Below are 14,620 nucleotides of genomic sequence, written 5' to 3'. Positions count from 1 at the left end.
GGAAAATTAAATACAGAATAGAAGATATGAAAAAGATAACGAACTATATATTAATTTGCACCTGCGCACTGGGATTTTCTTCATGCGTGAATACGTTCCTTGACTTGGAACCACTGGATGCCAAGACAGATGTGATTTATTTCAAAACTCCGGAGCATTTCCGTGAATATGCTAACGGGCTTTACGGGCAATTATTAGGATGGCAATCTTCTTATGGAAGTATATTCGATCACATGGATGCAGCATCCGATCTCTCCACTTGTTTCAGATATTCGTATGGTGTAGGAACCGGTGTGATGGGAGTTCCTAATGACGATAGTCGTTGGGATAATTGCTATGGTAATATTCGTGCCACTAATCACATGTTTGAGAGGGCAGTTTCTTCCTATACAGGTAATTTGGCGGATATTAAAAAAGAATTAGCCGAAGGTCATTTCTTTCGTGCCTATAACTATTTTTACTTATTAAAGTTTTTTGGCGGAGTGCCTGTCGTTACGAAAGTTCTCGACGTGACTTCATCGGAATTATATGGAAAACGTAATAGCCGTTATGAGGTTGTCAACTTGATTCTCTCCGATTTGGATGAGGCTATCGCAGGGTTGCCGTTGGAGCAGAATATAACCTCTGCCGACAAAGGTAAAATCAGCAAACAGGCTGCACAGGCATTTAAGGCTCGTGTGTTACTTTATGAAGCTACTTGGCGTAAATACAATGGCACTTCTACCGATTTTGAAGGTTCTGCCGGTCCGGCTTCCGATCAAGTAAATGCTTTCCTGGAAGAATCTCTTCAACTATCCGAAACTGTGATGGGGGATGCTGTTTATTCTCTTTGGAATTATAATAATGTAGCAGCGATGAGAAATATGAGTAGCCGTTACCTGTTTAATATTGAAGAAGAAGCTAGCAATCCTGCCGGTGCAGGAAGAGCGACGAACAAGGAATTTATCATAGCTTCTGTATATAGTCAGGAAACGCGTAAAGGACAGGTTGCTTTGAATCAGGTGATTTATACGGATATGCGTCCCAGTCGGAAATTAATTGATATGTTTTTATGCACCGACGGGCTTCCGGTCAGTATGTCTGATAAATTTCAGGGATATAAGAATCCGGGGGACGAATTTCAGAACCGGGATTTCCGTTTGACCTCTTATGTGGGTTCATATGCTACGAGTCTGACAGTTGAGAACTGTGGGTATGGTGTTTCCAAGTTTGCTATTACTGATATTCAACGCCAAAGTAAAGATGAATCGGCCAATTATCCGGTACTTCGGTTGGCAGAAGTATACTTGAACTATGCCGAGGCTGTAATGGAACGTTATGGTGAAATATCAGATGACCAGTTGAATAAATCAATAAATAAAGTCCGTGCCCGTGCAGGAATTGCCAACCTGACAAATGCATTGGCAAAGCGAATTCAGGAAGGAGTACCGGCAAATGCGAGTAAGACAGTTAATCAGGTAATGCTGGATGAGATCCGTCGTGAACGTGCTTTGGAACTCTATATGGAAGGTTTCCGTTGCGACGACCTGAAACGTTGGGGCATTGCGGAAGAGAATCTGAATGAGTCTCGTTGCGGTGCGGTAGTAGGTAATGCCAGCTATCCGACGGCATTTATAGACGAAAACGGGAATGCTACCAGTGCTTTCAATCCGGCTATTTTTACGAAAGGGACGGAAGAAGTAGAGACAGGTAAAGGTAAACTACCTTGTGTAGTGCTCCTCAAATCATCCGACTGCGCATTTACTAAGGGAGATTATTTGTGGGCGATTCCAAGAAATCAAATCAACCTGAATTCAAATCTGGTACAAAATCCGGGATATTAATCATTCAATCGTTTAACGTATAATACCATAGATTATATGAAGTTTTTATTCAAATATACATTTCACTTGGCAATACTTGCTTGTGTTTCCGCACTTTTCTCCGGTTGTGAGCAAGATCCCAAGTATAGAGTTTATGATTATCCTGTGCCGGTAGTGGAGAGCATTTATCCAACGGACGGATATGTCACTACACAGGTAGTTATTACGGGAACCAATTTTGGTGACCGTGCAGAAGCTGTGAAGGTCTTCTTCGGTGAAGCTCAATCAAATAAAGTGCTCGATTGCAAAAATAACCGTTTGGTAGTGGAAGTGCCGGAAACAGCAGTAACAGGCAATCTGTCTTTACAGATTTATAATAAAAAGGTGGAGAATATCGGTTATTATACAGTATTGCCGATACCACGTGTCATTACAGTGACCTCTGATAGTGAAGACGGTGAGGGGGTAGCTGATACGGGAGACAGGGTTACTATAACAGGTGAGAACTTTGGTGCGGATCCATCTGATATTTCTGTCAGCTTCAACGGAACGCCGGCTGAATTTGAACTGGTGGATGAATCTACTATTGTTGCGACAACTCCTGCAGATTATAAGACAGGTAATGTGACTGTAACTATTCATGGATATACAATGACAGGTAGTGCAATGTTTAATCCTAACTCAAAGGGTGATGTGACAGTGCTTTACCTCCAAAACTACAAGCAGCCGTTTGCCAAGGCAAATGACGAAAATTGGAAGAACGGTGAATGGTGGACTCCGGCAGTATGGAATCAGAATAAGGCATCTTTCAATGCAAAAAACAATACTACTGTTACCGGAATGCAGTATAAAGCAGCAGAGGGCTTCACATTAGCGTTCCAGAATGGATGGGACAAGGAAGCTTATGCGAATGGGAAAATGTGGCAAGTTGCTACGCTCCGTCCTGGTAAGTATAGATTGGAAGTTACTTATGCCTATTCGTTGGTAGTAAATGATGCGGGGAATTTTATTTCTGCATTAATAGCTAAAGGAAATAGTGAGAGTGATATACCGGATGTGGCTGATATTGAGCAATTAGATGGAGTTTGTGTGGTCTATGATAAAGCTGGTACAAATGATGATTCGGGTACGTTGGTGACACCTTCGTTTGAAGTGGCGGAGACAACGGATGTTGTCATTGGATTCCTTACTTCTCTGGCCAAAGGCAATTCATACTTTAAGGTAACAGAATTGAAATTGATTCTTGAATGATGTGGAAAAAGAAAAAAGAGTAATTCATCGTGATAATATAATTAAGATTATGAAGAAAATATATAACTATCTGTTTCCCGTTTTCCTCTCGCTTTTCGCATTGGCTGCTTGTGACGAGGATAACGAAGAAATTGTTCCAATGAGTTACACTGATCCTGTGGCAACTGTAACAAAGATAGATCCTGTAGAAGGATATGTTGGGAATGAGTTTACCGTTAGTGGCAGTGATTTTGGTATCAGAACAGAAGATGTGAAAGTTTTTATCGGTTCCCAGGAGGCAGCAGTAGTCTCCTGTGTCGACGATGCAATTCTTGCGAAAGTGCCGGAATCTGCAACAAACGGAAAGATAACCGTTGAAGTCTTCGGACAACGTGTAGAGACTGATCTTGTTTATCGTGTACTTGGTAAGCCGGGTGTTAGTGTAGTGAAACCTTCCTATGGTTTTCCGGGTGCCAGTATTGTTTTCGAAGGACAAGAATTTGTTTCTTCTAAAGCATTATACACTTTGACTTTTGGAACTTCCACAGAAAAGGCGGAGATTGTGGGTACGCCTACTGATACCGAATTTACAGCCAAAGTTCCCGAGACAGCTGGCAGTGGAGTCATGACACTTGTTATGGCAGAACAAACGATTGATTTAGCATCTTATCCTTTCACAGTGTTGAAGCATGCAACGCTTGATATTCCTAAGGAAGGCGAACCGGTTCCATCTGGTTTTGCAGGCAGTAAATTTGTAATAACAGGAACCAATCTTGTGCAAGAATTGCTGGATAGGTCTGTTGAGGGGTTGGAGCCTTTGAAAGTCACTTTCTCTAAAGCTGGCGGAGAACCTGTAGAAGCTGCAATAGATACTGATAATTTGACAGATAAGAGTATTCCACTCACTGTACCTGTTTCGTTGGAAGCCGGAGATTATACAATTACTGTCATCACTCCGTTTGAAACTATTGGGACACAGTTGAAATATACGGTATTACCGATGCCGACAGTAACAGGCATTTCAACGAAAGCCGGATATATTAATGCGGAAGTAACGATCATTGGTCAGAACTTTGGTACGAAAGCTGAAAATATTCAGGTCTTTTTCGGAGAAACAGTTTGTGATAAAGTGACACTGAATGATAAAGGTAATATTGTAGTGAATGTTCCAAAAGGAGTTTCATCTGAAGCTCCGGTGAAGATTAAACTGATCATTCAGGGTAGGGAAATAGAGATGGGCGAATCGGGCACATTTGAGGTTTGGGAAACTCCGGAAATCACTTCCGTTGAAACACCGTATATTTATCCTTATGGTACATTAGTAAAAGCCGGACAGGAAATAACATTTACAGGAAAAGGTTTTGGAACGGATAAGAATTCTGTTACAGTTACTTTTGAGGGAATATCCGTACCTGTTGCGGTTAAAGAGATTACTACGACTGCTATAACAGTAACAGTTCCGCAAGGTTTCAATGGTGGAAAAGTAACAATGGTGTTTGAAGGCATTACACAGCCCGTAGAGAGTGATATATTACAACCTCTGCCGGCGGATGGAGATATTTCTCAATATGTACTTATGAATTATAAACAGCCTTTTGACTATGTAAAAGAAGGTGGAGATAATGGATTCCATAAAAAAGGAGAGTGGGCAAAAGCCGCTTATTGGATAGTTCAGAACTCTAACTTGACTGCCGGTGAAGGAGGTGCTGCTGTTGATTTGGCATTTAAAACGAAATATGGTGATGGAAGTGACGCCGGTTTGGCTTTACAAACAGATTGGGGATTTGACAATCCTAAAAATGATGGTAAGGTATATCAGACATCTCATCTTCAAAAAGGAAAATATAAGTTGACGGCACACGTTTATGAATATGACGGCAGAGGTTTTACCGGTTATGTTGCGGTTTGTAAAGGCAATGAGATGGCAAATACTAGTGATATACCAAGTAAGAGTCTGGCAAATGCTTCTATTTCCGGTACGGCTGATGTAGTCGTTGATATTCTTGTGGAAGAGCCTACCGATGTGGTCATTGGTTTTGTTTGTACGATTACAGTAAAACAAGGGCGGGCTAAGATAGATAATTTCAAATTAGAGTTAGTAGAGCAATAAACTATAATTGGGTACACCGTAATCAATGGTAGATGCGGTGTACCATTAAACCAAAAGTATGATGAAAAAGATATATTATATAACCGCAGTATTTGCTACCCTGTTTTTGGCAGGATGTGGTGACGGCATTGACCTTCCGGGTGTCAATGTGGAAACTGATTTGAATAAAATTCCCCTTCCTGATAATAACGTAAATTTGGAACAGGTTGAACTTAAACCGTCAACAGAACCCATGCTGCATGAAGGGTTGCATACGGAGGCAGATTTCCAGCGTATCCGGGATAAAAAAGCTGCCGGAGAAGAGCCTTGGGTAAGTGCTTATCAATTATTAGTAGAAAGTCAGTTTTCGCAGAAGACGGCAGATACTTATCCTACGGAATGGATTAAACGTGGAATTTCCGGTGATGAAAATTATATGAATGCAGCCAGAGGGGCTACTATCGCATATCAGCAAGCGCTTCGTTGGAAGATTGAACAAGATGATGAATATGCGGCAAAAGCGGTGGAGAATCTGAATAAGTGGGTACAGACTTGCGTCGGTGTAACGGGTAATACGAATTTATCACTTGCCGCAGGACTTTATGGTTATGAATTTGCTATTGCCGGTGAATTATTGAGGGACTATGGAGGATGGGACCGTGCGGACTTCGCAGCTTTCCAGAATTGGTTACTTAAAGTGTTCTATCCTGCTAATGACGATTTCCTGAAACGCCATCACGATACGAATGCGTTACATTATTGGGCTAACTGGTGTCTTTGTAATATAGCGGCTAAAATGGCTATCGGCATCGTTACCGATCGTCGTGATATTTATAACGAAGGTATCGACCATTTGCAGACTGGTGATACAAACGGACGTTTACGTCGTGCTATCTATCACGATTATGCACCAGACTATAACTTTGCTCAATGGCAGGAGAGTGGACGTGACCAAGGGCACACGTTGATGTGTGTCGGATTGATGGGAATTATTTGCCAGTTGGCATGGAGTCAGGGAGACGATTTCTTTGCCTATGATGACAATCTGTTCATGCGGGCTTGCGAATATGCCGCTTGTTGTAATTACACCAATGAGACTGTACCATATACTACTTATATATGGCAAAAACAGAGTCAATGGGGATATCCGATTCCGGAAGAGCAAACAGCACTTGGTGACGGTAAATGGATCAAACGTGCGATATGGGCGTTGCCTTACTATCATTACAAAGGGGTAAAAAACATCTCGGATGATAATCTCAAATACACTAAGATTGCTACCGAATATGTAGGAATAGAAGGAGGCGGCGGTTATTATGATGCTAATTCCGGCGGATATGATGTACTTGGACTTGGTACATTGATGTATGCAAAATAAATGAACAACTTAAAATGAATAGACTGATACGAATAGCGTTTACATTTTTACTTGTAATGACTTCAGGAGTTATACAGGCAGAAATTGTCATCTATCCGGTGCCACAAGGTATCTACTATGCCCGTCACAACGATGACTACACAGTAAAGGTACGTCAAGTGGGTGAAAAAGATTGGGTAGATCTTTATGAATATAATGTAAAGGTGGATATGGATACCAAGTCGGATGCAACCATGGTACAGTTTGATTTTTCCGGTAAAGTGGAAGTGCTGGTGCAAAAGAATAACGGAGAACTCCGTTCAGCAGTAGTGCGTCCGTTATCCAAAGGCATTCAGCCGGAGATAGACGGAAATTTTCTGCTGTTCACATTGGATAAACCGCAAAAGCTCTCTGTAGAGTTCAACGGTGACCGTTTGAATAATCTGCATGTGTTTGCCAATCCGATCATTGAGAATGTGCCTGATAAGAATGATCCGAATGTGATGTATTTTGAGTCCGGTATACACGAACCCACTGATGTGGCAGGCAAATGCTTCCGTATTCCTTCCAACACGACTGTCTATCTGGAAGGTGGAGCGGTGCTGAAAGGTTGCCTGACTTGCGACAGCGTAGAGAATGTAAAGATTCTCGGACACGGTATGTTGCTTGAACCGCAGCAGGGAATATCGGTGGCATACTCCAAGAATGTACTGATTGATGGAATTACAGTCGTCAACTCCCGTCACTACACTGTTTCCGGTGGGCAATCGCAAGGAATCACTATCAAAAACCTGAAATCATTCAGTTATCAGGGCTGGAGTGACGGATTGGATTTTATGTCCTGCTCGGATGTAGTGATTGATGATGTTTTTCTTCGTAATTCAGACGACTGTATAGCCATCTATACGCATCGTTGGAATTATTATGGAGATTCTCGTAATATCCGTGTACTTAATTCTACACTATGGGCGGATATTGCTCACCCCATCAATATCGGTACACATGGAAATACGAAAACAGGAGATGAAGTTTTAGAAGATATATTGTTCAAGAATATCGATATCTTGGAACATGATGAGGACGATCGTGATTATCAAGGCTGCATGACTATCAACGTAGGAGATCACAATCTGGCACAAAACATTACTTTTGAGGATATTCGTGTGGAGCATATTCAGGAAGGACAGTTGTTTCATCTTCGGGTGATGTATAACCAAAAATATAACACAGGGCCCGGCAGAGGTGTCAGAAACATAACGTTCCGTAATATTTCATGTATCGGGAAATATATCAATCCTTCTTTGATGGAAGGTTATGATAAGAATAGGAAGGTTGAGAATATTTTGTTTGAAAACATCGTGTTGAACGGCAAACGGATCACCTCTTTGGAAGAACTGAATATAGATAAAAAAGATTTTGTAGGGAAGATACGGATAAAGTAGCTAACAAATAAAAGATTGTGTTGATTTTACCCTCACACTCTCACCCGGCTCTCAATCCCTTTATCCATCGAACTTTCGTGGGTGAGGGTAAAGGTGAGGGTAGTGTGAGGGTAAAATTTACCCTCACATATGATCATAACTAAAGGCCCGGAGGAATGGTCGTTTCTTGTCTTTGAGACTGAATTTTCCAACTTTAGAAACTATAGTTTTCCGCTTTTGGAACTGGAGTTTCGAGCCTTTGGAACTAAAGTTTCAAGGCGGGAAACCATCAGTTTCAAGTAACGAAACACTTTGTTTCACACCGTGAAACAAAATATTTCCCGCCTTGAAACAAATAACTAGGTTATTGCTCTGACGAAGCTCTGTACTGTATCAGTACTGCAAGATTATAATATAATCTGCCGTTCTTTCTCATCATCCACCACAGCCATCATTCCTTCTACTTGTGCAAGAGCCAGCATACGTCCGTGGAAAGAATATCCCGGATTGTAGCCTTTATCTTCATCTCCCAGCATCATTCGTCCGTGGTCTACACGCATCGGTAATCCCGGATTTTCCTTCTCGAAGATACGGATAAGGTCAATCAGATGTCCTCTTCCCGTAAGATGGGAGCTTTCAATGAAGTTTCCACTTTGCATGGCAGCCGTGCTGCGCAGGTGTACGAAATGAGTCCTTTTTGCAAATTTCTTAGCCAACTCACGTGTATCGTTATGCTCGCCTGCACTCAAAGAGCCTGCACAGAAAGTTAATCCATTATGAGGATTATTTATGGCATTCAGGAACCATTCAATATCACTTTCATTGGTAACGATACGTGGCAAACCTAATACCTGAAATGGAGGATCATCCGGATGTACGCACATATTAACTTCATATTCTTCGCATACAGGCATGATTGCAGATAAGAAATAACGCATATTTTCACGCAAAGTATCGCGGTCTATATCTTTGTACAAAGCGAGTAGCCGCTTGAAGATGGCAACCGGATTTTTATCTCCTTCTTTGATATTGCCGTTGACAAAACCTTGTGTCTTGACGATAATGGTATCAATCAAAGCGTCTTTTTCTGCTTCTGTGATAACCTTATCTAACTCGGCAACTTTCTGAAGTTCTTCTTCAGTGTAATCTTTTTCAGCTCCTTCACGTTCTAGGATTCGGATATCGAAATAAGCAAAACGGATGCGGTCATAATACAGGGAACTGGTACCGTCCGGCCAAGGGTATTGCAAGTCTGTACGTATCCAGTCGATAACGGGCATGAAGTTGTAACAAACTGTTTTTATGCCGCATTTACCCAAATTGGCAAGGCTTGTTTTGTAGTTATCAATTAACTGTTCACGTTCCGCTCCTGCGTATTTGATTGCTTCACAAACAGGAAGGCTTTCCACTACCGACCAGCGTAACCCATACGATTCGATGTATGATTTCAAATCGTTAATAGCTTCTACTGTCCATATTTCACCATTCGGTACATCATGCAGGGCAGTGACAATCCCTTCTACCCCTATTTGTCGGAGCATCGGCAAGGTAATCTTGTCTTTCTTGCCGAACCATCTCCAAGTTTTTTCCATCATAGTTTCTTTTCTTTATTAAGGAGCGATTATTTATACTCCGCTGAATGCACTGAAACCACCATCGATAGGTAGCATGGCTCCGGTTACGAAGCTAGCGGCTTCACTACACAAGAAATGCACGGCGCCATTCAATTCTTTAATATCACCAAAACGTTTCATAGGAGTTTTAGCCAATACTTTCTTGCTTCTATCTGTCAGTGAACCGTCCGTGTTGATGAGCACACGACGGTTTTGGTCGCCGATAAAGAAGCCCGGTGCAATGGCGTTTACACGGATGCCATCACCGTATTTAAGTGCCATTTCGCTTGCCAGCCATTGAGTGAAATTGGCTACGGCAGTTTTCGCAGCCGAATATCCCGGTACACGGGTGATAGCACTGTATGCTGCCATTGAGGATACATTAATGATACATCCTTTGCCTTGTTTTGCCATTACTTTACCGAATATCATAGATGGGTAGACTGTCCCGTTCATATTCAGATTAGTCACTTTTTCCCAGCAAGAGATATCCATATCATAAAAGTGCTGATCCGGTTCAAGAGTAGCTCCCGGCATATTGCCACCGGCAATGTTCAATAGAATATCGATCTGTCCCCATTTGGCTACGATTTCTTCGGCTACTTTCTCCAAGCTGGCGATGTCAAGTACATTACCGATGATACCGATTACATCGTCACCGTATTGCTTAAGTTCAGCCACACGGTTGTCTAGTTGCTCCTGACGAATGTCAATAGCGACTACTTTTGCTCCCTGCTGTACAAAGTGTTGGGCAATATTTCCACCCAGTACACCACCTGCTCCGGTAATAACAGCAACTTTACCGGCAATACTAAATAATTCGTTCATGGTTTCTATCAAATGTTTTTATGAATTGATGCAAAAATAGCGGGTTTTTATACATGCTATGATGCGTATTTTTGCAAGATATTTACCTATCTTTGCAAAGGTAGTTTAGAAAGGAGATTTATGAAGAAGATAATGAATGAGAAGTTGACTATTACGACTTCCAATCCCGTCCGTGCCCGCTTTTATGAATATCCGCGTTTTACGTATCCGTGGCATTTTCATAATGAGTATGAAATTATCTATGTAGAGGAGGGAGAGGGGGATTGCCTGGTAGGTGACAGCATTATCTCTTATTCAAAAGGTGATTTGATTCTTTTCGGTTCCGAGCTGCCTCATAGTATGCAAAGCCCACCGGATGACGGAGAAGAATCCGATAATGGAGAAAAATCCAAACTGAAAGTAAAAGGAGTGAATATTCAGTTTGAGAAAGATTTTATGCATTATTCTATTTCTCAATACTCCCAGTTTATTCCTATCAGGAATTTATTGGAAGATGCTTGCAGGGGGATTAAATTCACTGTTGTCCACTCAGGGAAAATTATCAAGCTATTAAAACAGATACCTTCTGCCAGGGGAGCGGAGCAAATCATCCTGTTGCTTTCACTTTTACAGATGATGGCTACCAATAATCACAGGAAATATCTGACTACTTCCCATTATACCCCATCTCCTTCCATCATGCGTAATGAAAGAATGGAAAAGGTGATTGCTTATTTGAATAAACATTATACCGAGTCTATCGGTCTGGATGAAATTGCTTCTTACACAGCGATGAACCCTGCTGCTTTCTGCCGATACTTTAAAGAAAACACAGGAAAGACATTCAAAGAGTATGTACTTGATATGCGTATCGGATATGCTTGTAAACTATTGAATAGTAGTATGATGAATATATCTCAAATTAGTGCTACTTGCGGATTTGAATCACCTGTACATTTTAACCGCATCTTTAAAAGGGTGACAGGAATGACACCGACTTTATATAGAGAGCAGATGGAATAAGCTTTTTCAGGAAATAAACATTTGAGTATAATATCTTTCTCGTTCGTATATAATAGGAAAGATGAATAAACATGAACGTAAATAGAAGAATGAAGAAAAGAATTTTGCTTTTGTTGTTGGTGATACCGGCATTGGTAAAAGCGCAAGATGTGATGACAGAAACCCGCCAGGAACTGATGTCTCCTGATGGAGCTTACCGCTTTACCTTCTATCAGCGTGCGGTGGGAGAGGATAATGCACAAATGTATTATACCTTGACTTATAAGAACCGTCCGGTGATTGAAGAAAGTAAATTAGGAGTTCTGATTGAGAATCAACTGTTTGAGTCGGCGTTGGGCGTTCCGAACGATACTTGTCATTTTTGGTGTGAAAATCTGAAATTGACAGGGACTGAACAACGAAAGGCGGATGCAACATGGAAGCCTGTATATGGCGAACGTGCGGAAGTACGTGACTGCTACAATGAGATGACTTTGAAATTCAAGAAGGGAGAAGGGGATGGCAACCGAGACGGTGGCTATGATAAGCGTAAGAATTACTTTATGAACGTTATCGTTCGTGCCTATAATGAAGGAGTTGCTTTCCGCTATCATTTTCCGGAAACGACAAACGGACTTTTCTTGCATATCATCGGTGAGCAGACCAGCTTCACAATGCCTGAAGGAACGATGGCATATTACGAGCGTTGGGCACAAGGACCTTGCATACTTCGTCCGTTGGAAGGATGGGGCAAAGAGGAGAGTGAGCGTCCTTTGACTTTGAAACTGCCTGACGGATTATCCGTAGCTCTGCTGGAAGCGGAAATGGTGGATTATGCCCGTGGTAAATTCCGTTTATCGACAGATAAACCTTCCACTTTGGAGACAAGTTTGTATAGTAGCGTCGATATTATTTCTCCTTACAGTACTCCGTGGCGTGTAATCATGGTTGGCGAACGTCCGGTCGATTTAATTAATAATAATGATATTGTCTTGAATCTGAATCCGGCATGCAAACTGGCTGATACTTCTTGGATTAGACCGGGAAAAGTATTCCGTTCGGGAGACCTGAAACAGGAAAGAGTAAAAGCTGCCATCGACTTTGCAGCAGAGCGGGGCATTCAGTATGTGCATATGGATGCCGGCTGGTACGGACCGGAAATGAAAATGAGTTCGGATGCTACTACTGTCTCTCCTGATAAAGACCTTGATATACCTGCTTTATGTAAATATGCCGGATCGAAAGGAATCGGACTTATGGTGTATGTCAATCAGCGTGCATTAGTGCAGCAGTTGGATACCCTGTTGCCTTTGTATAAGAAATGGGGATTGAAAGGTATCAAGTTCGGTTTTGTACAGATTGGTAATCAGCGTTGGAGTACTTGGCTGCATGATGCAGTCCGTAAATGTGGAGAATACGGTCTGATGGTAGATATTCATGACGAATATCGTCCGACAGGATTCAGTCGTACTTATCCTAACCTGATGACGCAGGAGGGTATTCGTGGTAATGAAGAAATGCCGGATGCCACACACAATACGACTCTTCCTTTCACCCGCTATCTGGCAGGTGCAGGAGATTATACGCTTTGCTATTTCAATAACCGGGTGAAGAATACGAAAGCACATCAGTTGGCTATGGCAGCAGTGTATTACAGTCCTTTGCAATTTATGTTTTGGTATGACAGACCGGAATTCTACCAAGGAGAAGAAGAACTGGAATTTTGGAAAGCCATTCCGAGTGTATGGGATGACAGCCGTGCGTTAGATGGAGAAATTGGTGAATATATCATTCAGGCACGTCGTTCGGGGAATGACTGGTTTGTAGGAGCAATGACAAATACGGAAGCCCGCACAATTACATTGACTACGGATTTTCTGGAACCGGGAAAGAAGTATATGCTTCATCTCTATGAAGATGATGACAAGCTGAATACACGAACGAAAGTACGTACTACTCATAAGAAGATAAAAGCCGGAGATAAACTTGTTTTGAAGCTAAAAGCAAGTGGCGGGGCCGCATTGCATTTCACTCTATTGGAAAAATAAATTGTTTTTTATGTAAATCAGTAGTTGAATTAGAGTAAAACCGTACGGTTTTGAATTAAACAGGTCATAAAATTTAGGCACGGATTACGCGGATTACACGGTAGCTTTGCGCACTCACTACGCTAAAACCGTGAAATCCGTGTAATCCGTGCCTAATTCCTTATTTATAATTTCACTCATAACCGTGCGGAAATGAATGATAGTTTATTTTCAATAGCTGATTCGTAGTATTTTATAATGAGCGCAATTAATGAGACCATCCCCTTTAACCTTGTCTTTCATGTAATGAAAGTAGCAAAAGGAGTAAAGGGGATTTCATTTCCTTATTTACTATAATTAATCAACCACTTCACCATCTCCGGGTCATTATGAGAGAAGAAAAGTGTCTTAGCTGTATCAAGTGCAGCGATAGCCGCCATAGCATCTGGTGTTAAAGAAAAATCGAAAACATTGAAATTCTCAATCATACGTTCTTTATGAGTCGATTTAGGAATCACGATAATATCGCGTTGAATCAGATAACGTAGTGCGACCTGTGCCACTGATTTGCCATATTCTTTACCGATTTCCTGGAGAGTCGGGTTGGTAAAGAAGTCGTTCCGTCCTTCGGCAAACGGCCCCCATGACATAATTTTAGTGCCATATTCTTTCATGACTTCCTGTAACTTTATCTGTTGGTTGAAAACATGTGTCTCCACTTGGTTGACGGCAGGAGTGATTTCGCAGAATTCCGCCAAGTCAACAAAGCGGTCGGGATAGAAGTTGCTGACACCGATAGCACGAACTTTACCGGCTTTGTATGCTTCTTCCATAGCCCGGTAGGTTCCGTAATAATCACCGAATGGCTGATGGATAAGTAACAGGTCGATGTAATCACTTTTTAATTTACGCAGTGATTCTTCGATAGAAGCTTTGGCCTTTTCGTAACCGGCATTTGAAATCCATACTTTTGTAGTGATGAACAGTTCCTCACGCGGAATGCCACATTTACTGATTGCATTTCCTACACCCTCCTCATTATGATAGGCTTGTGCCGTATCAATGGAACGATAACCTGCACTGATTGCATCCAACACGCAACGTTCACACTCTTCAGGCGTAACCTGATAGACACCATAACCTAAAATAGGCATTTCAATGCCATTGTTCAATTTTACTTTTTCCATAATCAATCCTATTAAATTAAAATCGTATTCTAATGTTTTTATTATCTTTATCTCCTGTATGCAAAGTTAGTTTGTAAAAGGTAAA

At 41.6% G+C, this 14,620-nt stretch carries 10 protein-coding genes; 7 read left to right on the top strand and 3 right to left on the bottom strand.

Annotation, left to right across the window (positions count from 1 at the left end; genetic code table 11):
* The first annotated feature begins 26 nt into the window (after positions 1-26).
* From AAHJ11_RS03340 to AAHJ11_RS03320, 5 genes are read left to right on the top strand one after another with little or no spacing between them, the layout of a single operon-like run.
* A complete protein-coding gene (locus tag AAHJ11_RS03340; protein WP_258980040.1) occupies positions 27-1,823 on the top strand; it encodes a RagB/SusD family nutrient uptake outer membrane protein in 1,797 nt (598 codons plus the stop codon).
* 36 nt (positions 1,824-1,859) lie between these two features.
* Complete coding sequence (locus AAHJ11_RS03335) at positions 1,860-3,053, top strand: DUF5013 domain-containing protein (protein WP_413579065.1); 1,194 nt, start codon at positions 1,860-1,862, stop codon at positions 3,051-3,053.
* A 49-nt stretch (positions 3,054-3,102) separates the two neighbouring features.
* On the top strand, positions 3,103-5,142 hold the full coding sequence (locus AAHJ11_RS03330) for an IPT/TIG domain-containing protein (RefSeq protein ID WP_413579064.1): 2,040 nt from the start codon (positions 3,103-3,105) through the stop codon (positions 5,140-5,142).
* Between the two features lie 58 nt (positions 5,143-5,200).
* Positions 5,201-6,499: an alginate lyase family protein gene (locus tag AAHJ11_RS03325; RefSeq protein WP_320974290.1), complete on the top strand. Its 1,299-nt coding sequence runs from the start codon at positions 5,201-5,203 to the stop codon at positions 6,497-6,499.
* Between the two features lie 14 nt (positions 6,500-6,513).
* Positions 6,514-7,920 carry a glycosyl hydrolase family 28 protein gene (locus tag AAHJ11_RS03320; RefSeq protein WP_195649000.1) on the top strand — a complete coding sequence of 469 codons (1,407 nt, stop codon included), beginning with the start codon at positions 6,514-6,516 and terminating at the stop codon, positions 7,918-7,920.
* 386 nt (positions 7,921-8,306) lie between these two features.
* Here the strand turns inward: AAHJ11_RS03320 and uxuA are convergent, their stop codons facing one another.
* On the bottom strand, positions 8,307-9,494 hold the full coding sequence (uxuA, locus tag AAHJ11_RS03315; protein WP_148366032.1) for a mannonate dehydratase: 1,188 nt from the start codon (positions 9,492-9,494) through the stop codon (positions 8,307-8,309).
* Positions 9,495-9,524: 30 nt separating this feature from the next.
* Positions 9,525-10,340 (bottom strand): SDR family oxidoreductase, encoded by an 816-nt coding sequence (locus AAHJ11_RS03310; protein WP_148366034.1) that lies wholly within the window; start codon positions 10,338-10,340, stop codon positions 9,525-9,527.
* Positions 10,341-10,460: 120 nt separating this feature from the next.
* On the opposite strand from AAHJ11_RS03310, the gene AAHJ11_RS03305 reads away from it, so the two are divergent.
* Positions 10,461-11,342, top strand: coding sequence for an AraC family transcriptional regulator (locus AAHJ11_RS03305; protein WP_148366036.1), 882 nt, complete (start codon positions 10,461-10,463; stop codon positions 11,340-11,342).
* 71 nt (positions 11,343-11,413) lie between these two features.
* The gene (locus AAHJ11_RS03300; RefSeq protein ID WP_148366038.1) at positions 11,414-13,369 is read left to right on the top strand and encodes a glycoside hydrolase family 97 protein; all 1,956 of its coding nucleotides are present in this window, start codon (positions 11,414-11,416) and stop codon (positions 13,367-13,369) included.
* Between the two features lie 323 nt (positions 13,370-13,692).
* Here AAHJ11_RS03300 and AAHJ11_RS03295 read toward each other — a convergent pair whose 3' ends face one another.
* Positions 13,693-14,535 carry an aldo/keto reductase gene (locus AAHJ11_RS03295; RefSeq protein ID WP_148366040.1) on the bottom strand — a complete coding sequence of 281 codons (843 nt, stop codon included), beginning with the start codon at positions 14,533-14,535 and terminating at the stop codon, positions 13,693-13,695.
* Between the last annotated feature and the right edge of the window lie 85 nt (positions 14,536-14,620).

Origin of the sequence: Bacteroides sp. 90-K9/2 (assembly GCF_047310725.1) — a bacterium.
Classification (GTDB): Bacteria; Bacteroidota; Bacteroidia; order Bacteroidales; family Bacteroidaceae; genus Bacteroides; species Bacteroides vicugnae.
This window is presented reverse-complemented; position numbering and strand designations above follow the sequence as displayed.